Annotated in this window: 14 protein-coding genes and 1 tRNA gene; 8 read left to right on the top strand and 7 right to left on the bottom strand. The window is 41.4% G+C overall.

Features of this window, described 5'->3' with window-relative positions; all coding sequences use genetic code 11:
• Window positions 1-246: 246 nt before the first annotated feature.
• The 5 genes from ACNURT_RS15650 to ACNURT_RS15630 all read right to left on the bottom strand — a co-directional run bounded on the left by ACNURT_RS15650 (window position 247) and on the right by ACNURT_RS15630 (window position 9,801).
• Entirely contained in the window at window positions 247-1,707 is a 1,461-nt protein-coding gene (locus ACNURT_RS15650; protein ID WP_419698484.1) for a cellulase family glycosylhydrolase, read from the bottom strand.
• 158 nt (window positions 1,708-1,865) lie between these two features.
• Window positions 1,866-3,089: a glycan-binding surface protein gene (locus ACNURT_RS15645; protein ID WP_419698483.1), complete on the bottom strand. Its 1,224-nt coding sequence runs from the start codon at window positions 3,087-3,089 to the stop codon at window positions 1,866-1,868.
• A 29-nt stretch (window positions 3,090-3,118) separates the two neighbouring features.
• A complete protein-coding gene (locus tag ACNURT_RS15640; RefSeq protein ID WP_419698482.1) occupies window positions 3,119-4,729 on the bottom strand; it encodes a RagB/SusD family nutrient uptake outer membrane protein in 1,611 nt (536 codons plus the stop codon).
• A 10-nt stretch (window positions 4,730-4,739) separates the two neighbouring features.
• Complete coding sequence (locus ACNURT_RS15635) at window positions 4,740-7,901, bottom strand: SusC/RagA family TonB-linked outer membrane protein (protein ID WP_419698481.1); 3,162 nt, start codon at window positions 7,899-7,901, stop codon at window positions 4,740-4,742.
• A 1,147-nt stretch (window positions 7,902-9,048) separates the two neighbouring features.
• Entirely contained in the window at window positions 9,049-9,801 is a 753-nt protein-coding gene (locus tag ACNURT_RS15630; RefSeq protein WP_419698480.1) for an NADPH-dependent F420 reductase, read from the bottom strand.
• A gap of 112 nt (window positions 9,802-9,913) precedes the next feature.
• Between ACNURT_RS15630 and ACNURT_RS15625 the strand changes: the two genes are divergently transcribed.
• The 5 genes from ACNURT_RS15625 to ACNURT_RS15605 all read left to right on the top strand — a co-directional run bounded on the left by ACNURT_RS15625 (window position 9,914) and on the right by ACNURT_RS15605 (window position 13,806).
• Window positions 9,914-10,264, top strand: coding sequence for a winged helix-turn-helix transcriptional regulator (locus ACNURT_RS15625; RefSeq protein ID WP_419698479.1), 351 nt, complete (start codon window positions 9,914-9,916; stop codon window positions 10,262-10,264).
• Window positions 10,265-10,395: 131 nt separating this feature from the next.
• Window positions 10,396-11,214 (top strand): SDR family NAD(P)-dependent oxidoreductase, encoded by an 819-nt coding sequence (locus ACNURT_RS15620; protein WP_419698478.1) that lies wholly within the window; start codon window positions 10,396-10,398, stop codon window positions 11,212-11,214.
• Window positions 11,215-11,274: 60 nt separating this feature from the next.
• On the top strand, window positions 11,275-12,171 hold the full coding sequence (locus tag ACNURT_RS15615; protein WP_419698477.1) for a helix-turn-helix domain-containing protein: 897 nt from the start codon (window positions 11,275-11,277) through the stop codon (window positions 12,169-12,171).
• A 178-nt stretch (window positions 12,172-12,349) separates the two neighbouring features.
• Window positions 12,350-12,508 (top strand): hypothetical protein, encoded by a 159-nt coding sequence (locus ACNURT_RS15610; RefSeq protein WP_419698476.1) that lies wholly within the window; start codon window positions 12,350-12,352, stop codon window positions 12,506-12,508.
• Window positions 12,509-12,759: 251 nt separating this feature from the next.
• On the top strand, window positions 12,760-13,806 hold the full coding sequence (locus tag ACNURT_RS15605) for a cellulase family glycosylhydrolase (RefSeq protein WP_419698475.1): 1,047 nt from the start codon (window positions 12,760-12,762) through the stop codon (window positions 13,804-13,806).
• Between the two features lie 325 nt (window positions 13,807-14,131).
• Here the strand turns inward: ACNURT_RS15605 and ACNURT_RS15600 are convergent.
• Window positions 14,132-14,211, bottom strand: a tRNA-Leu gene (locus ACNURT_RS15600).
• A gap of 25 nt (window positions 14,212-14,236) precedes the next feature.
• Complete coding sequence (gene hscB, locus ACNURT_RS15595) at window positions 14,237-14,761, bottom strand: Fe-S protein assembly co-chaperone HscB (RefSeq protein ID WP_419698474.1); 525 nt, start codon at window positions 14,759-14,761, stop codon at window positions 14,237-14,239.
• A 234-nt stretch (window positions 14,762-14,995) separates the two neighbouring features.
• Between hscB and kdsA the strand changes: the two genes are divergently transcribed.
• The 3 genes from kdsA (at window position 14,996) to ACNURT_RS15580 (ending at window position 18,286) form a co-directional block, all read left to right on the top strand.
• A complete protein-coding gene (kdsA, locus tag ACNURT_RS15590; RefSeq protein WP_419698473.1) occupies window positions 14,996-15,772 on the top strand; it encodes a 3-deoxy-8-phosphooctulonate synthase in 777 nt (258 codons plus the stop codon).
• Between the two features lie 184 nt (window positions 15,773-15,956).
• Entirely contained in the window at window positions 15,957-16,892 is a 936-nt protein-coding gene (locus ACNURT_RS15585) for a KpsF/GutQ family sugar-phosphate isomerase (RefSeq protein WP_419698472.1), read from the top strand.
• A 56-nt stretch (window positions 16,893-16,948) separates the two neighbouring features.
• Window positions 16,949-18,286: a nucleotide sugar dehydrogenase gene (locus ACNURT_RS15580; protein WP_419698471.1), complete on the top strand. Its 1,338-nt coding sequence runs from the start codon at window positions 16,949-16,951 to the stop codon at window positions 18,284-18,286.
• Window positions 18,287-18,366: the final 80 nt, after the last annotated feature.

Genomic DNA, 18,366 nt, shown 5'->3' with positions numbered 1-18,366 from the left:
CATAAATGGGTAACTTTTAGTTTTTTGATGTAAAATGCCGGAATCCTCTGTTAAGGCCCCGGTATTTATTTAGAGGACACTGAAAAAGTACTTTAAGGTTAAAGTGGTGATTGCACAAGTAAAATAGAGGCTCTGAGAATCGCCTATTTGAAAACGCTCTCCACCACCTTGTCTAAATCCGCCAAAGAAAAAGAGGCTATTTTCTATATAGAAAATAGCCTCTTTTTAGTGCCTTCTTTATTTAATTTAATTTGCGCCCTGTTTGATGGCGGTTATTGTACGCTGATCTTTTACAGTATAATTTCTTCTGTCCAGCGCGCCGCCTGTATCCCAGAAAAATGGCAGCATGCCGGTTGTTTTAGCTTGCTTTGTAACGTAAGTAATCCAGTAGTCTACCGAACTTTCGTGCGTTGGCAAATCCAAAGGAACGTGCGCTGTGTTGTCGCGCCTGTAGGCACCATATTCACCTAAAAGAACAGGAATTCCCTTATCAACGAATTTTGTTTTCATTAGGCTGAATGAAGCGTCAACATCACTTTCTTCGCCCCAGGTGGCATTTCGTTCAGGTTCGATAGCCGAATGGTGCCCTGTGCCCCAATAATAAAACATTTTACCCCAGCTGGCATCATTGTCCAGCAGGCAGCAGAATTGAAATGGTGAGTAATAGTGCACTTCAACCATCAGCTTGGCTGCAGCCTGGTCTTGCGGAAGAGTGGTCATAAAATCACTTGTTTTCTCCATATTAGTAGAGGGGCCCTGAATTACCAACACACGGTAAGCGTTTTTACCACCGGTTGATCTAACCGCGTTAATAAAGGTTTGATGATAGGTAGAAAGTATTGCTGTTGCTGCAGCATCATCTGCTGCAGGCTCATTGGCGCTGGCAAACATCAAATGCTCGTCAAAATCGCGCATGGCTGTTGCTATTTGTTCCCATAATGCCTTTTGTTTAGAATTAACAGAATCCTGTTTTGCCTGGGTAATATTATTTTCAAGCCAGCCACCATCCCAGTGTATGTTCAGCAATACATACATGTCATTGTTTACGCAATATCCTACAACTTCTTTTACCCTTTTTATCCAGTTTGGATCTATTTGTGCCGTTGCCTGGTTACTTAAATGCCCCATGTTCCATGCGCATGGAAGACGTATGGCATTAAATCCCTGTTGTTTCACAGCTTTAATATAATCCTCCGTAATCGCAGGATTTCCCCAGCCTGTTTCTCCGCCAGGTGCTTCCAGGGTATTACCAATATTCCATCCTAACTTGATCTTTGCGGCAAGCTGAGCAGCATTGCTACTCATTCCGTTTGCGTCGGCGGCTTTTGGCGAAGTATTATAGCTAGGATAGATATTAGATGTTTGAGATACTTTTAAGCTTCTTGCCTGACCATTGGAAGCACTTATGGTTAAGGTACTTGAACGTGTTGATCCTGTGCCGTTTTCTGATAACGTTTTGATATGAATAACGATACTGCCGCTATTGCCTGAGGTGGTGCTTAGTTGCAGCCAGGAAGAGCCTGGATTAACGATATTCCATGTTGCATTACATGTAATGGAAAAATCCTGAGTTCCTCCTTCGGGTGCAAAAATTAGCGCGGTCTGATTTACGGTTAGTTCCGGTGCCGCATTACTTGTCTTTTTACAGGAGAAAAAAGATATTATTGTAATCGATATTAATATTTTAAAAAAAAACAGATTTTTCATTTTTATAATTCATGGTGATAAATTTATCTGGCCAATTCTTGTAAAGCCCTTAAAGCCAGATCCCAAATGCATAAATCGAACCCGGTGATACATGAAAAAATGCCAGGGCCTTCTATAAAGGCCCCAGGCATTCACTTATAATCAACTAAAACTCTCTCTTATTTAATTTTTACTACCCTGATATTATCAATAGCCATCTTAAATGCCGTAACCGGTGTAGATCCATCATTGATGAACCAGATATTCATTCCCGCCTTCCCGCTTGCACCAAGTAAGTCCTTTATAGATGCTACCTGTGTACCAGTACCATTATTGGTTCTGAAACTTGACAGCGGGATAGTTACAGTTTGCCAGCCGGTAGTAGTAAACGGAGTAGTACCGCCGGCACTTTTCCAGGGAGCATACAGAGCTATATAATTAAAGCTTGCATTTACCGATACGTAAATCGAACCGTTAACCCACGGTGTAGTTTTCGGAATAGATATTTCAAATTTAACTGCATAGCTATCAAGACTGGCACCTACATTAGCCGTAGGCACCCATTGCCCTGCACCCATATTTACACCACGGCCACCATTATACCAGGCAAAATCATTCCCTGCAAGATTTGTGGCCATAAGTACGTTATAACTACCGTTATTGCCAGGAAAATCAGCAGAACTGCTATGGGTATCCGATCCCCAGGGATAGGTGTTGATATTATCCCAGTTACAAAACACACCTGTAACAAAATCATGTACATTGAATGCTGTAGTATCGGCACCTGACTTTGTAGTTACCATAACCGGACCGCCCTTGGTTAAACCGGCTGGTACTGCCATGCTGATGGATGTACCATCATTTGATGCCTTATAGCTGGTTATATCAACGCCGCCATAAACGACACTTTTGATAAAGAAAAAGCTAAGCCCGTTAATTTTAACTGAATCGCCAGGATTGGCATCTTCGTTAGAAATACCCGAAATGGTGGGTGCCGGGGCAACAATAGGGAATGAAAACGTGGTTTGACCGTGATTGGTAATGTATTGTATGGTATTCAGTTTATCTGAAGGTACCGATGGGAAAGCGATAATTGCCGGTATCAGGGCAATCGCACTGGTATCGGAGAACCAGGCATCGTTGAAAGAGCCTTTTACACCGTCAAAATTAATAGCCAACGCTCCTTTCAAATTTTTACCAGAGATCACGATCCACTGACCCGTACCAGCGCTGCTTAAAAGCGAATCTCCGGGATGAGCTATATAATTGCGTATGGCTGTAATTACCGGGTTACCCTTTGATGATGAGGACGAATCCTTTTTACAGCCGGATTGAATAAAAGCTGAAGTAGCAAGCAAGGCAAGCAACAAGTAGCTTTTGATATGGTGATTTAATTTTTTCATGACTTTTGAGAATTTCTATATGATTCTGATTACTTATAATAAGAAACAGGCGGTTCTAATAATTTTGGATCTGCAGTTTGATCATTTGCCGGTATAGGCAAGATAAACGTCGCGGCGGTAGGCTCCGTCATGATCAGGCCATTGGGTAAGGGTGTTTTAATTCTTGTAACCGGATCGTAACTGAACTGTGTTCGAGGCATCGAATTATTTTGATTTGTGGTTGGCGTAATCTGTTTATGAAGTATCGAAATCGCTCCTGGCAGATCATAATAAGAAAGGCGTATCAGGTCAAACCAGTACTGGCCTTCAAATGCCAGCTCAATCCGTCTTTCGTTCCGGATAATATCAGGAGTAAGGCTGGTAACCTTATCAACTCCGGCCCTTGTACGTACCTCGTTAAAGTATTGCAATGCCTGACCATTGGAAGTAGTAGCGTTGTTACCCAACAAAGCTTCGGCATATATTAAATATACATCGGCCAGGCGCAACACCGCATTATGCTCAACAGACGACCAAAGGTCCATAGTCGGCGAATTATTATCCGCAGCAGTACCAACTATATGTTTTTTAACATTTACACCAGTAGCAGTATATCCCCCGCCTGCAACGTTAAGTTCGGGATATTTATCGCCGGTAAGCATAAATGTGGCTTTGCGGCGTACAGAATCCTGTGGGGTATACAGATTAGCAAGATCTATGGTAGGGCCGATGGCTCCGCCCCAGCCACCTCCTCCGGTAACAAGGCTGCCGCTTGGTGCGAATTGAGCTTGTATGGAATTTCCTTGTGCGTACCCTACGCCAGGAGCCCATTGAAATGCGAACAGTGATTCTGGGTTATCATTAAACTGCGTTCTGAAAAGATTGTAGTAACTTGGTAAAAGCGTTAAACCACTGGTATTGCAAACATTGCCTGCATAATAAGCAGCACTGTCCAGATCAGATTGATTACGGGTGCCCTTTTGATTTAAACCAGCCCTTGTTAAATATACCTTTGCCAGTAAACCCTGGGCAGACCACGTAGTTACGCGTCCCGGTTGATCTGTCTTCGGCAGATTAGTAACTGCATATCTTAAATCATTGATAATAAATTTATAAACATCTTCGAGCTTATGACGTGGAACCAGTGGATTGGCTATCAGCTTGTCGTTATCTTCAATAATGGGCACTGCTCCCCATAATTGAGCCAGGTAAAAATAGGACGTCGCGCGTATAAACCTTATTTCGCCAATAGCTCCTGTTTTACTTTTTACAGCAACACTGTCTGGCATCTTTGTGTTAATAGCTTTAAGATTGATATTACAATGCGCTACAATGTCATAAAAGCTTTGCCACGACTGTGCTAAATTGCCGTTTTGAGGTGTAATTGAAAAAGAGGTAAATTGAACCAGGTCCGCGTTATATGGTTGTATCATATTGCCGCTCATGATATCACCAATACCCAACAGCGGAAAATTGTTCCAGCCGGCCCAAGGCTGGGCATATAATGTAGCTGTAGCCAACCTTAAATCTGAGCCGCTTTTATAAAAATTATCGGTAGTAATACCGGTTAAAGGGGGGCGGTTAAGGTAATCTTTTTTACAGCTGCTTATCATAACAATACTGATAACCAACAGGGCTATATTTATTTTAATACGTTTCATAATCTTAGTTTTAATTATTTAGAGATACGTTAAGACCAACTGTATAAACCCGTGGCTGCGCGTAATATCCATTATCAATACCTGCTGCTAAAGGGTTCCAGGAGCCTATTTCCGGGTCATAGCCGGTATATTTGGTAATAGTGAAAACGTTGGTAACGTTAACATATACCTTTAATGACCGTAATTTGATCTTGTTTAAAAAGCTGTTTGAAAAGCTATAACCTAAGGCGATACTCTTACATTTTAAAAATGATCCGCTTTCGATATATTTATCAGAAAAGCGCTGATTATCGTTGCCGCTGCTCTGGCTTATCCGGGTAATATTGGTGGACGGATTTGTAATATATACATTGTTAATATCAGATGTAGAGCCTGTTGGATCTATTAATCCGATTTTGGCATAGTTGAACACAGATGGGAAATAGCCAAAGTTTTGGTTCGGGTTATCACCATTTACCTTTAACTGGTTATAAATTTTATTACCATAATTGCCGGTCATAAAAATATTCAAGTCAAAATTTTTATAACTGAAGCTATTGTTGATCCCATACTGGAATTTGGGTAAAGGTGAACCCAAAAAGGTTTGATCGTTGGCGTCGATTTTACCATCACCGTTAATGTCTTTAAAAATAACATCACCTACCCAAACACCACCAGACCCTGGTGTTATAGGTATCGGCCCGCTTCCGTTTTGAGGCAGCGCAGGATATTTTTTAAAGTCGGCAGCATTTTTATAGATCCCAAGTACCTGGTACCCGTAAAATTCGCCGATGGAACGACCTACAACAGTTTTGGTTACAGAGCCGTAAATTGCCGGGGTGCCGTCAACTAAATTGAGTACCTTATTGATGTTTCTGGTAAATGTAATGTTGCTGTTCCAGTTAAAATCTTTCGATTTGATGTTTTGGGTAGACAATGTAAATTCGAAACCCTTGTTGCTAACTGCACCTACGTTTACATATGGAGCCTGCACAGCACCTGGCGAATATCCGCCGGAAGCAAATGTGCCTGAGTAATAGGGCAGTGTAAGGCTTAATAACAGATTATTTGTTTTGCGGTAATAGACATCGGCAGAAAAATTGATCCGTCCGTTGACAACAGCTGCATCAAGGCCAACATTGTATGATTTTGTAGTTTCCCACTTGATGTCAGGGTTTCCTGTAGTAGTAGTTATTTGCGAGTTACCCGACAAGCCGGTTGGTATAGTACTCAAAGTGGAACCATAAGCATACTCTGCAATGTTTTGGTTGTTTACAAGCCCATAACCAAGCCTGAGCTTAAGATCATTGATGGCTTTTACACTTTTAAGGAAGCTTTCATGGTTTATTTTCCATGCCAATGCGCCCGAGTAAGTGGTATTCCACCGTTGCGCTTCTGCAAATTTTGATGAGCCGTCATGCCGTACTGTAGCAGTTAACAAATAACGATCATCATAGGTAAAGTTTGCCCTGCCAAAGTAAGCTTCTAAAGAGCCCTGCCCTTTAACACCGGTATTGGTTGCGGTTGTCGCGTCGCCGCTGCTGATTGTTTGTACATTGTTACTGGCAAAATTAGTGCGGGTAGCAGAAACGCCGCTGCTCTTCAACAACTGTGCTTCGTGACCTGCTACTACGTTTACCCAGTATTTTTGGGCAAACGTATGCTGATAGGTTAAATAATTAGTGATTGAATTATAGAAGTTTTGCGCATTTGTAGCCGTGCCACTATTGTTGTTCTTGGTATAAGCGCCCATAACATAGCTCGGATTAAAATAATCCTCATTGGCAAAGTCAAAATTTCCGGCCACTTCATTACGCAGGGTTAAATCCCGTGTAAATTGAATTTCGGCATAAGCATTACTAAATAGTTGATAACGGCTTTTAAAATCTTTCACAATAGTAGCTATTGCGAATGGGTTAGTACCGGTAGCACCATAAATGTTCGGGTCATTGCCGCCCCAGGTACCATCAGGGTTTACTACAGCTACATCAGGCGTTTGGTTAAGTGCCTGCAATATTACGCCTGTATTGGAAGTGGTAACATTTTCGGCTACATGCGCCATATTCAAGTTGATGCCTACCTTTAACCAATCAGTTGTTTTATTATCAATATTTGCTTTAACTGAAGTTCTTTTAAAGTCCGAACCCAGTGCTATACCTGTTTGCGAGAAATATGTACCTGATATATAATATTTGGTTCTGGCGTCACCTCCGCTAATGGCTAAATTATGGTTTTGCATGGGTGCTGTACGGAACAACGCTTTTTGCCAGTTGGTACCCGGCCCCAGGTATTGTGGATTGGCAAACTGCGGGCGCAAATCATAACCAATAATAACACCTTTTTCGTTCATAAAGGTGGCATATTGCCGTAAGTCCATTACATCATAATACTTAGGCAATTTTTGCCAGCCCCTGTAACCATCATAGCTGATGAGCGGGGGACCTACAGACCCTTTCTTGGTGGTAATAATAATTACACCATTGGATGCCTGTGAACCATAGATAGCCGTCGCTGAAGCGTCTTTTAGTACATCTATCGAGGCTATATCTGATGGATTGATGCTGGATAATGGATTGGTGCCATTGCCTGGGATAGCCGATTGTCCATTAGGAGGTATCTGCACGCCATCAATAACATATAGAGGGGGCGCACCGGTAAAGCCGCCCAAACCCCGTATCTGAACATTCACATCACCACCAGGCTGACCAGACACTTGCTGCACAACTACACCCGCCACTCTGCCCTGCAGGGCCTGGTCAAATGTGGAAGGCTGGGTCTTTAACAGATCGGCACTTGTAACCGATGATATTGCACCGGTAAGATCGGGGCGCTTCCTTGTACCGTAACCAATTACCACAACCTCACTCAAATCGTTGGTTGAAGGTTTGAGTGCTACGTTAATAACGGTGGATGAGCCTATGTATATTTGCTGAGGATTATAGCTTATAAAACTAAAAACCAGCACATCTCCGGGTTTTGCATTAATAGAATAGTTACCATCTGCACCGGACAAGGTACCTGTTGGCGAGTCCTTTACTTTAACGGTTACACCGGGCATTGGCCGGGAGTCGTCTGCACTTGTAACTTTACCTGTAATTTTTATGGTTTGTGCATAACTTGTGAGGCTTAGCAATAGCAAAGCCAATAAGATCAATGCACCAGGTCTTAATCTTTTTCGTAAATTTTTTTCCATGTTAATTGGGGTTCATAATTGATTGATAATTGGATTTTTAATTAGATTATTGGTTAAACTCTGGCGTGGCTTTTCCATTCGTCATATTATCTTCTGAAGGTGATTGATCTGAAGGATCGTACTCAATACTATCTTTGACAGATAGTTAATCAGATAATTTGATGCGGTATTACCAGTTGTGGCTTCGGGCGGTCAGGCGACCTGCAATTGTCTGTGTCGTATTAAAAATTGACTCCTGATCTTTGTATAACCGCTTGGCGGACAAGTTATACAAGCGCTAATAGGTACGCGTTTTGACATAATGCTTAGTTTTGAAATTAGGTTTTCTATTAAAATTGGTTTTCGTGCCTGGTCATTTTGAGACGGCAAGCATGCGGTAGTTATTGAACTCTTACCGCTTTTATATAGGATGAAATTACATGGAGTACCGCAATCGATTGTTTATAAATAGGGGTACAAATGTTAATTTTGTTTAACTTATTAATTTTTAAGTACTTATGTTTTAAAAAATTAAATTTTTACTAATAAAGAAGCGCGAGAATACGGAAAGAAAGGTTTAATAAGGAATGGAAGCAAGTAAAATTAAAGATTAGCTCGGGTTGTTGTGTATTGTTAATAGGTATACATGTCGGAGAAGATGGTTAAAGTCGGATATGAATTTACTCTGGCTTCTAACCGACACATGAAGTGATTCAGATGTTTTGAGTGGATTTGAATTGAACCTAAAATTTGGAGTGGTCAAGCATTACTCACCATCTATTTAGGTATACAAAGTGATAATATCTCTAACAGAGAATTTGGAATAATTACTTTTTAAATAAGCTCTCCTGGAAGTTTATACCTTAGAGTTTTAATTATAATTGGACTTTAAGATTCAGCGGGAATACTTTCAACATTTAGAAAGCTTTTTACGGCTTATAGAACCAATAAAGCTTAGTAATAGCTTCTGTTTTTGTCTTTAGCAGGGTTGAATTGAACCAAAAATTTGGAATTATCCAGATATTTTTTATTGACCCCAAAAGTACGAATATCGAACACTTTTATTGAGGATTGTAAGAAAATTGTGGCGTTAAAAACTGACAATAACCACCATTAACACCTTCTAATGGCTGATTGACGTTGGGGACTTTTGAGCGGCCTCGGTTGGTCAGTGTCTCTTAGGATTTTCAGGAAACAACGAACGATTCATTGCCACGACTTCTTCATGCGCAGGCGGCATGGAAAAGTTCATAAATTTTCCGATAGCCTGGTCCCGCAAGTAGGCGGCGTTTTCTTTGTCACCGTCAGCAAGCGCTTGGTGGAGTTCCTCACCGGTCAGTTCTGTACAATAGGCCGGAGTACCTGGCTGATGCTTCCAGGAATCTGCAAGCGTACCAGCATCCACAGCGTCGAACCCTGCATCATTGATCAAGGTGGATACTATCTCTTTGGCCTGTTGGTCGTCGCCTGACACCGCCATCGCGATCCTGTCTTTGGCACCTTCAGGCTTGCCACCAGATTCAAGGCTATGCGCCAATAAATTGTTAAAAGCTTTGATCACCGGTCTACCCAGAGTTTCTGAAACCCATACACTTTCGACTTTCCCACTCTTCAAGTCTTCGATCTCGCCATCCCGGAACGGATAATAGTTCGATGTGTCGATCACGATCACGTTATTAGAAACTTTTGCAATAATATCTGATAATTCCGGGATAGCTATTGTGGGAATGGACACGATAAGCACCTCGACATCCACTATAATCTGGTCTTTAGTGGATAGCATAACGCCCAGTTCCCGCGCCCTTTCTTCCAATTTTTGCTGACCTCCTGAGCTGTAAACCTTTACCTCGTGACCGGTTGCAGCTAATTTCTTTGCGATGATGCCGCCGATTGCGCCGGTACCTATAATTCCTATTTTCATTACGCTTGGTTTTTAAATTCTCAATAAATTCTTTTGCAAAATTGGTGAATTTATACTTTCTTTTGTATAGTACTTTCCCAAAGGAAAGTGGAATAGTTTTAAATGATGTTTTATGGCAGCAAAAAAAGCACATTGTGATTGCATTGAAACGATAAAGCCCGTGAGGGATGCACTCGACGTAATCAATGGTAAATGGAAACTACCCATTATCATTTCGGTAGGTGTTGGAAACGATCGGTTCACCGATATACTGGAAAGTATCCCTGGTATTACACCCAAAGTTTTGGCAAAAGAATTGAAAGATCTGGAACAGCACCGTTTGGTCATCAGGTCCGTGATTGATGGTTATCCGGTGAAGATCACCTATCAATTGGCGCAATATGCTGATAGGCTGACGCCCATCATTTATTCCCTGAAAGACTGGGGTTTGAATCACCGTAAAAAGGTTATGGACCGGGAATAATGACGGGAATAATGATTGGCTTGGTCCATATCTGGATTTCGTATAAACGTTTCATTATTGCCTACTTTTGTATCAGAATAGCTGTATTAAATTAGCAGAACTTTGTCCTTATAAATTTAAAAAATAAGATAATGGCAAAAACAATTTTTATAACGGGCGCATCCCGCGGATTCGGCCGGATCTGGGCAGAAGCTTTTTTACAACGCGGCGATAACGTAGTTGCGGCTGTTCGTAACCCTGAAACATTAACCGAACTTACAAAGGAATTTTCTTCAAATCTATTGGTACTAAAACTTGATGTTACTGATAAAAAAGCAAGTTTTGAAGCAATTGAAACTGCAAAAACTCACTTTGGCCGCATCGATGTATTAATTAATAATGCCGGCTACGGACACATCGGAGCTGTAGAGGAGTTAAACGAGCAAGACGTCAGGGCGCAGTTTGAAACTAATTTACTGGGTTCATTATGGACCATACAGGCGGTTCTTCCAATCATGCGTCAGCAAAAATCTGGGCAGATTATTCAACTTTCAAGCGCTTTAGGTTTGAATACAGTACCATTAATGGGATTGTATAGTGCCTCTAAGTTCGCAGTTGAAGGTCTTGCTGAAACGCTGGCTGGCGAAGTGGGTGGTTTTGGCATTAAAGTAACCATACTTGAACCAGGCGGTTTCTCCACAGATTTCTTTGGTACCAATTCCCTTGCATCGAGTGAATCGATGTCGGCATACGATGACATAAGAAAAGATTTTTATGCTCTTGCTAATGAGCAAGATTCCGGTAACCCCGAAGCAACGGCCAAAGCGCTTCTTAGCCTCGTGGATTCGGAAAATCCGCCACTAAGGTTACTATTGGGTAAAACTGTTTACCCATGGGTGAAATATACCTACGAGGAACGCCTGAAAATATGGGAATCATGGCAGGATGTTTCTGTGGCAGCACATGGTTAAAGGAAATAACATTAGCAGGATCCGGGTTTGCCGGATCCTGTTTTATAAATTGCGAATAATATGAAGCATTTCAAAAAAATCAGCGACCTGCATGAAGTTCTTGGTATAACGCCGCCTGAGCACCCCCTTTTTAGTGTGGCATACGGTGAACGGGATAATTGCACCGGCATCAGCGAACTTGAATTTACTTCAGCTTTTTACATCATTGGATTCAAAAAGCTGAAATCGGGGCAAATGCTCTACGGAAAAACCAGGTACGACCATGACCTTGGCTCCATGTCATTTATCAAGCCACAGCAAAAGGTGATTTTCCAAAACATGGAATTACAGGAAAAGGGGTTTTTGATTATCATCCATGAGGACTTTTTGCCTGGAACGCCCCTCTACAATGAACTTAAAAAATACAGCTATTTTGATTATGAGGTGAATGAGGCACTGCACCTTTCGCCTGGAGAAGAAAATATTATCTGGAATCTGTATTTCAGTATAGAAAAGGAATATAATAATAATACAGATGAACATAGCAAAGCCATCATTATCAGTCATATTGATTCCATGCTAAAATATGCACAGCGTTTTTATAAAAGGCAGTTTATTCATCGGACAGAATTAACCGGATCGACAGTTACCAAATTCAATACATTACTCGCCGCTAATTTTGAAGAGCGGAAAACGAAAAATATGGGGCTGCCCACCGTGTCTTCCATGGCGGAAAAACTGTATATATCTCCTCGCTATTTAACCGATCTATTAAAGGAAGAAACAGGAAAGACGGCGTTAGAACTTATTCACCTTTTTTTGATTGGTGAAGCAAAAAATTTATTGACAGAAGGTGAACTGAATATATCGGAAATTTCGCATTTGCTTGGCTTTGAAAATACAACTTACTTTTCCCGCCTTTTTAAAAAAGAAGTAGGCACCGCTCCAAATAAATTCAAAGATCGCTTCTTAAATTAAGGAGGAAGAAATATTGCTACATAAATTACAGGTTAGTAAATTCGATAGACAATGATAACCTTCCAAAAGTACCCTAATTATAAAATCAACTGGGTCCTAAATCTAAACTTGATTGCAGAAAATACATCAATACTATAATATAAATAACTGTCAGATGTCGTAAAGGAAGCTATATCGAATGCTGAAAGGTATTAATATTGCTAATGACCTCAAATCCAGGGAAGATAAATTCAATGCAGAAATGCATGGACCGGATAATATCCGTGTCATCGCTACTGGCCTGGCTTCAGGTTTCGCTTGCCTTAAGTTGAAGCATTACCTGCAAATATTGCACTAACCGCAAAAAGGGCTGGTTGCTCTTGCTTTACCCCCTCAAAAATGCGAGTTGTCCCCTCACGACCTGCATAACAACCCATTAGCTTAGTATCAAATTATAAACACCTATCGGAAGCCTCGGGCTTCCTTTTACAATTACTTTGCTATAAAATGCCGTTACGAACCGTTCCTGTCTGACTATCAGAAGGATCGTTAAGCGGGCGCTGACAATGCATACCAACTAACTCAATTATAAACCAAAAACCAAATTTTATGAAAAAGAGCTTAATTCTACTTTGTTTGATTTATTCTTTATGCGGCTGCAAAAAGCAGGGGGCCGAGTTTTCTCCGCAATCGGAAACGCAAACTGCCGAAGCTAAGGCGGCGGCGCTGGGGACTTTAGCGGTAGGTGCTGCCTCTATTGCCGGGGTGAACTGGGCAGACGGACGGGACAACTTTCAGGATAGCTGGGTAATTCCCTCTGGACTGACGGCTTCGGACACTTACAGTACGGTTCAGGCCAAGGCTAACGGCATACTTACCGGGTTCAAGAACAACATTTCGGGTGTAAATACCGTCAGGCTGCCCATCAACCCGTCAAGCGTTTCGTCAACGTGGTGGAGCGCCTACACCGGAGCCATCGACAAGGCCTTAAGCAACGGCTTCAAGGTGATTTTGGGTTGCTGGGACAGCTCATCGAACAACGATGGCAAAATTGACGACCTTACTGCTTTCTGGGCAATGTGGCAAACCGTTGTAACCAAGTACGGCAATAACAGCAATGTTTATTTCGAAGTATTTAATGAGCCATACGGGTACAGCTTGACAGACCTGACCTCGATTTATGCGCAATGGCTCTCCAAGTACTCCAGTGTACCTAAAGGCCGCATCCTGTTAAGCGGCACCGGGTATTCTGAAAATGTGACCGGGGTAGGTGCCGACAGCCGGTTTACCTCTTGCCTGCTATCCCTGCACAATTATGCATATTGGGCTACCCGTTCCGAGTCGGCATGGGAAACTGACTGGAAAAGCAGGTACGGAAGCTACGGCTCGCGGACTGTGGTCACGGAATTCGGCGCTACCATGAGCAGTGGCAAAGACTACCAAAACGGGTCGCAATCCGATAATGAAATTGCCTACATCGTAGCCAGCAGCAACGTATTCAGGAACAATTCGATTGCAAGCGTTTACTGGCCGGGCCTTAGGGACGGTGACAGTTACAGCCTCCAAACGAGGGGTGGAAGCGGCAATAATATCACCCTTTCAACGGTTAACGCCTCGGGAGTTTTCCGGCTTCGGTATGGCTGGGGGCTTAATTAGTAGTTGAAAAAATCGAATTGCCACTCTGCGAGTATCTTACGAAATTAGCTTGCATGTCAATTAATTAGCCAGGGAGTCGTCATACAAGTAACTCTCTGGCTTCTTTGCGGATTACCTAAAGCGAGCATACTTTCAATCGTTGAAAATACGGGAATTATGATATTTTCTTGTTGCAAATGTATAAATAAATTTTACTAAGACATTGAAAATTAGACACTTATGACGTTTTGGTATAGTAAAGTATTGATTTTTTTGGCGGTTCAAAGAAGATCTATAATAAATAAAACGCTAACGATCAATGTGTTAGCGCTTTATTATACTTCCGTACCCAGCGCCGGAGTCGAACCGGCACGGTTTCCCACAGGTGTTTGAGACCAGCGCGTCTACCAATTCCGCCAGCTGGGCATACTCAGATTGTAAGTGGTATTTCTTACAAGCGGGCTGCAAATGTATCTAAACTCTCTTTAATTCGCAACAGATATTTTTGTCTATAGTAAATTTCTGCTATTTCATTCCGTCTGCTTTCCTGGGCTGTATGGTCTAAATGTTCATAATCAACGGTAAGCTTAGTTAGTTTGTCTTTAATATCTCCCTCAATAGCAAGTACTTCTGTAGTAACAGCAGCCAGTTGTTCAGCATCATTAACTTCCATCAGGCGTTCATTAATATCCATCATTTCCATTAAAAAATCTGCTGGAAGTTGTGGTTTTGCTCCCTCAGAAACCAGATTATGCAGCTTTAAAATGTATTCCATACGGCGTGTCGGGTCCGAAAGCACCTGATAAGCCTTGTTATTTAGGGTTGATAATTCCAGTATTTCCTGCTGTTTGGCCTCATCTTCGCCTGCATAAAAATCCGGATGATATTGCTTACTCAACGCATAGAATTTCTTTTTTAGAAAAGCCGTGTCAACATCAAAAGATTCAGCGATACCGTAAAATTCAAAATAATTCATAGCACGAATTTCAAGAATAAAAACAAGTTAGCACGAATTTTACGAATAAAAATTAATTGACATGAATTGATATAATAGTAATATTATTCAGTTGGTGTAGTATCATCCCGTTTGAGAAATTCGTGTTTATTCGTGAAATTCGTGTCCATCTGTGAAATTCGCACCTGATATTTCCTATTCGTTGTAATTGGTGCTTATCATTATCTTTGCCTCTTATACCATAAATACCACATCATGTTGTTTGAACAAATGCGGCAAAAGCCGTTCTTTATATTAGGACCCTGTGTAATGGAAAACCAGGAGCTGTTATACCAGGTAGCCGAGAAAGTGGCTGAGGCTGGTGAGCGTTATCAAGTTCCGGTAATATTTAAATCATCGTTTGATAAAGCTAACCGTACGTCTATTCATTCCTATCGCGGCCCGGGCATTGAAAAAGGCATGGAAATGCTGCAAAATGTGAAAGATCGTTTTGGCCTACCGGTAACTACCGATATTCATGAACCAAGCCAGGCTGCTATTGCCGCCCAGGTGGTTGACATATTACAGATCCCGGCTTTTTTATGCCGCCAAACTGATCTGCTGGTTGCCGCTGCCCAAACTGGTAAAATAGTAAACGTAAAAAAAGCGCAGTTTTTGTCGGGGCAGGATATGTTTTACCCGGCACAAAAGGTAATAGAAGCAGGAAATGATCAGGTGATATTAACCGAACGTGGTAATATGTACGGATATAATAATCTGGCTGTCGATTTTAGGAATATTTATGATATGAAGGCTTTTGGACACCCGGTTTGTATGGATTGCACCCATTCGGTACAACGTCCGGGTGGGGCAGGGGGTAAAACCGGCGGTGATCGTACTTTTGTACCAATGATGGCACTGGCAGCCAAGGCTTTTGGTGCAGATGGCTATTTTATGGAGATCCATCCCGATCCGGATAATGCATTAAGCGATGGCCCTAACATGGTTAAGCTTCATGACCTGGATAAGGTATTGGCGCCGTTATTGTCCTGATGAGCCAATTTTTGTCTGAACCTGAATTTATTGAATTAAAGAATTAACAGAATCCAGTTCAATAATTAATAAGTAAATTTTGATTCAGGCAAACCTAATAAAATATCTATGAGCATGTTTTCACACACAGAAGAATGCGTAAATCACTAATTCACTAACTCAATAATTCGATAATTAATTGCGGATGAAAGATATTGCCAAAAGGGTTTTTGATGTTGAAATTGAGTCGTTACAACATGTAGCTGGCTTAATTGATGAGGAATTTACCAAAGTAGTTAATGTGATACTAAATACTACAGGTAAACTCATTGTGATCGGGATAGGAAAATCTGGGCTCATTGGTAAAAAAATAGCCGCCACGCTGGCCAGCACAGGTACACCCAGCTTTTTTCTGCACCCGGGCGAAGCTTTTCATGGCGACCTGGGCATGGTAAGTTCTAATGATATTGTGATGCTGATATCCTATTCGGGAGAAACGGATGAGGTGCTCAGGATCATTCCGTTTTTAACCTGGAACAAAAACCTTGTTATTGGAGTTACCGGTAACCCAAATTCAACCGTAGCTAAAAATAGTCATCACCATTTGAATATCAAGATTTCAAGAGAAGCATGTCCGTTGGAACTGGCGCCTACTTCATCAACAACGGCAGCATTGGTTATGGGCGACGCCCTGGCCATAGCCCTCATGGAGTCGCGAGGTTTTCAGCAACATGATTTTGCCCGTTTCCATCCCGGCGGAAGCCTGGGGCGTAAATTGCTTGTTAAGGTGAAAGACCTGATGCGTACGGATAGGCTGCCTTTTATAAATGAAAATGCTCCCTTTATGGAGTTGTTACTCAACATGTCTGCAGGAAGATTAGGACTGGTTATGGTAGGTGATGCTACCTATATTAAAGGAATAGTTACCGATGGTGACCTGCGAAGAGCATTATTACAACACCCCGATACTTCAACATTAACCGTAGCCGAAATTATGACTCCTAATCCCATTATTATTGATGAAGATGAATTTGTGAGCCAGGCCGAGCAATTAATGATCGAAAAAAAGATCACTACACTGCTGGTTGGTTCTGCCTCAGACAGAACTATTAAGGGTGTTTACCAGATCTATAATCAATAAAGAGGGTTAAGCATCATAAAAAATAAGTCTATATTTACGGTCTACAGCTATAAAAAATGATTGATCAATCATCAAATCAAGTCTCCAAAACATTTGTACCACCTGCCAGTACTCATATCGCTATTATCGGATTAGGGTATGTTGGTTTACCTTTAGCCGTAGAGTTTGCCAAAAAATATCCTGTAAAAGGGTTTGATATTAAGCAAAGCCGCGTCGATGAATTGAATAACGCCTTTGATCGTACGCTGGAGACAGATTCGGTTGCGTTATCATCAGTATTAACAACAAACGTAACGGCCGATAAAGGGCTCTTGTTTACATCTTCTGTTCATGACATTGCTCTATGCAACGTTTATATTGTCGCCGTACCTACTCCAACTGATCAGTATAACCGTCCGGATTTGAGCTTACTGATTAAAGCCAGCAAAAGTGTAGGAAGTGTACTTAAAGCGGGTGATATAGTGATATACGAATCGACCGTATTTCCAGGTGCAACAGAAGATGTTTGTGTACCGGTATTGGAGCAAACCTCCGGATTGAAGTTTAATAACGATTTTTTTGCAGGATATTCACCGGAACGTATAAACCCCGGCGACAAAGTACATACGCTTACCAATATTTTAAAAGTAACCTCGGGCTCAACAACCGAGGCTGCGGATTTTATTGACGGGCTTTACCGTTCCATTATAACAGCAGGAACGCACAAAGCCCCTAATATAAAAGTGGCCGAAGCATGTAAGGTCATTGAGAATTCACAGCGGGATATCAATATTGCCTTTGTAAATGAACTGTCCAAGATATTCAACATGATGAATATCGATACTCATGCTGTTTTAGAGGCCGCAGGTACCAAATGGAATTTTCTGAATTTTAAGCCAGGATTGGTTGGCGGGCATTGTACTGGTGTAGATCCTTATTACCTGGCGCAAAAGGCTCAGGAGGTAGGTTATCACCCGGAGATTATATTAGCCGGACGCCGACTTAATGACGGTATGGGCACTTATGTGGCTCTGGAGGTAATAAAACTGATGATAAAAAACGATATATCAGTTAAACATTCAAATATATTAGTGTTAGGATTTACTTTTAAAGAAAATTGCCCTGACGTTCGCAATACCCGGGTTATTGATATTGTGAAAGTTTTGAACGGCTTTGAAGCCAGTTGCGAAATATATGATCCCTGGGCCGACTCGATTGAAGTTAAGCAAGAGTACGGTGTAGATACTGTAAAGGATATTTATAAATTACGGGGGAATTATGATGCCATCGTTATTGCTGTTGGCCATCGGGAGTTTCTTAAATTAAATTACACTGAGTTAAAGAAAAACGATTTATCAGTTATATATGACATAAAAGGGATTTTAGAAAAAGATCTTGTAAACGGGCGGCTCTAATTCTTGTTAACAATATAAAAAAATGCTGTTTATGTATTGCAGTGTCTCTTATTTTTTAGTTAATTGCTTTATATTTGGTT

It is taken from the genome of Mucilaginibacter sp. NFX135, from assembly GCF_048565145.1.
In the GTDB taxonomy this organism is placed as follows: domain Bacteria; phylum Bacteroidota; class Bacteroidia; order Sphingobacteriales; family Sphingobacteriaceae; genus Mucilaginibacter.
The sequence above is the reverse complement of the archived record's forward strand: the minus strand, read 5'-3'. Positions and strand labels throughout refer to the sequence as shown.

Excerpts from the sequence above, each read along its gene's own strand:
- ACNURT_RS15620 (WP_419698478.1), top strand. The coding sequence starts at position 10,396 with ATGGCAAAAACAATTTTTATAACGGGCGCATCCCGCGGATTCGGCCGG.
- ACNURT_RS15580 (WP_419698471.1), top strand. The coding sequence starts at position 16,949 with ATGATTGATCAATCATCAAATCAAGTCTCCAAAACATTTGTACCACCT.
- ACNURT_RS15640 (WP_419698482.1), bottom strand. The coding sequence starts at position 4,729 with ATGAAACGTATTAAAATAAATATAGCCCTGTTGGTTATCAGTATTGTT.
- ACNURT_RS15585 (WP_419698472.1), top strand. The coding sequence starts at position 15,957 with ATGAAAGATATTGCCAAAAGGGTTTTTGATGTTGAAATTGAGTCGTTA.
- ACNURT_RS15635 (WP_419698481.1), bottom strand. The coding sequence starts at position 7,901 with ATGGAAAAAAATTTACGAAAAAGATTAAGACCTGGTGCATTGATCTTA.
- ACNURT_RS15615 (WP_419698477.1), top strand. The coding sequence starts at position 11,275 with ATGAAGCATTTCAAAAAAATCAGCGACCTGCATGAAGTTCTTGGTATA.
- kdsA (WP_419698473.1), top strand. The coding sequence starts at position 14,996 with ATGTTGTTTGAACAAATGCGGCAAAAGCCGTTCTTTATATTAGGACCC.
- ACNURT_RS15650 (WP_419698484.1), bottom strand. The coding sequence starts at position 1,707 with ATGAAAAATCTGTTTTTTTTTAAAATATTAATATCGATTACAATAATA.
- ACNURT_RS15605 (WP_419698475.1), top strand. The coding sequence starts at position 12,760 with ATGAAAAAGAGCTTAATTCTACTTTGTTTGATTTATTCTTTATGCGGC.
- ACNURT_RS15645 (WP_419698483.1), bottom strand. The coding sequence starts at position 3,089 with ATGAAAAAATTAAATCACCATATCAAAAGCTACTTGTTGCTTGCCTTG.
- ACNURT_RS15630 (WP_419698480.1), bottom strand. The coding sequence starts at position 9,801 with ATGAAAATAGGAATTATAGGTACCGGCGCAATCGGCGGCATCATCGCA.
- hscB (WP_419698474.1), bottom strand. The coding sequence starts at position 14,761 with ATGAATTATTTTGAATTTTACGGTATCGCTGAATCTTTTGATGTTGAC.
- ACNURT_RS15625 (WP_419698479.1), top strand. The coding sequence starts at position 9,914 with ATGGCAGCAAAAAAAGCACATTGTGATTGCATTGAAACGATAAAGCCC.
- ACNURT_RS15610 (WP_419698476.1), top strand. The coding sequence starts at position 12,350 with ATGCTGAAAGGTATTAATATTGCTAATGACCTCAAATCCAGGGAAGAT.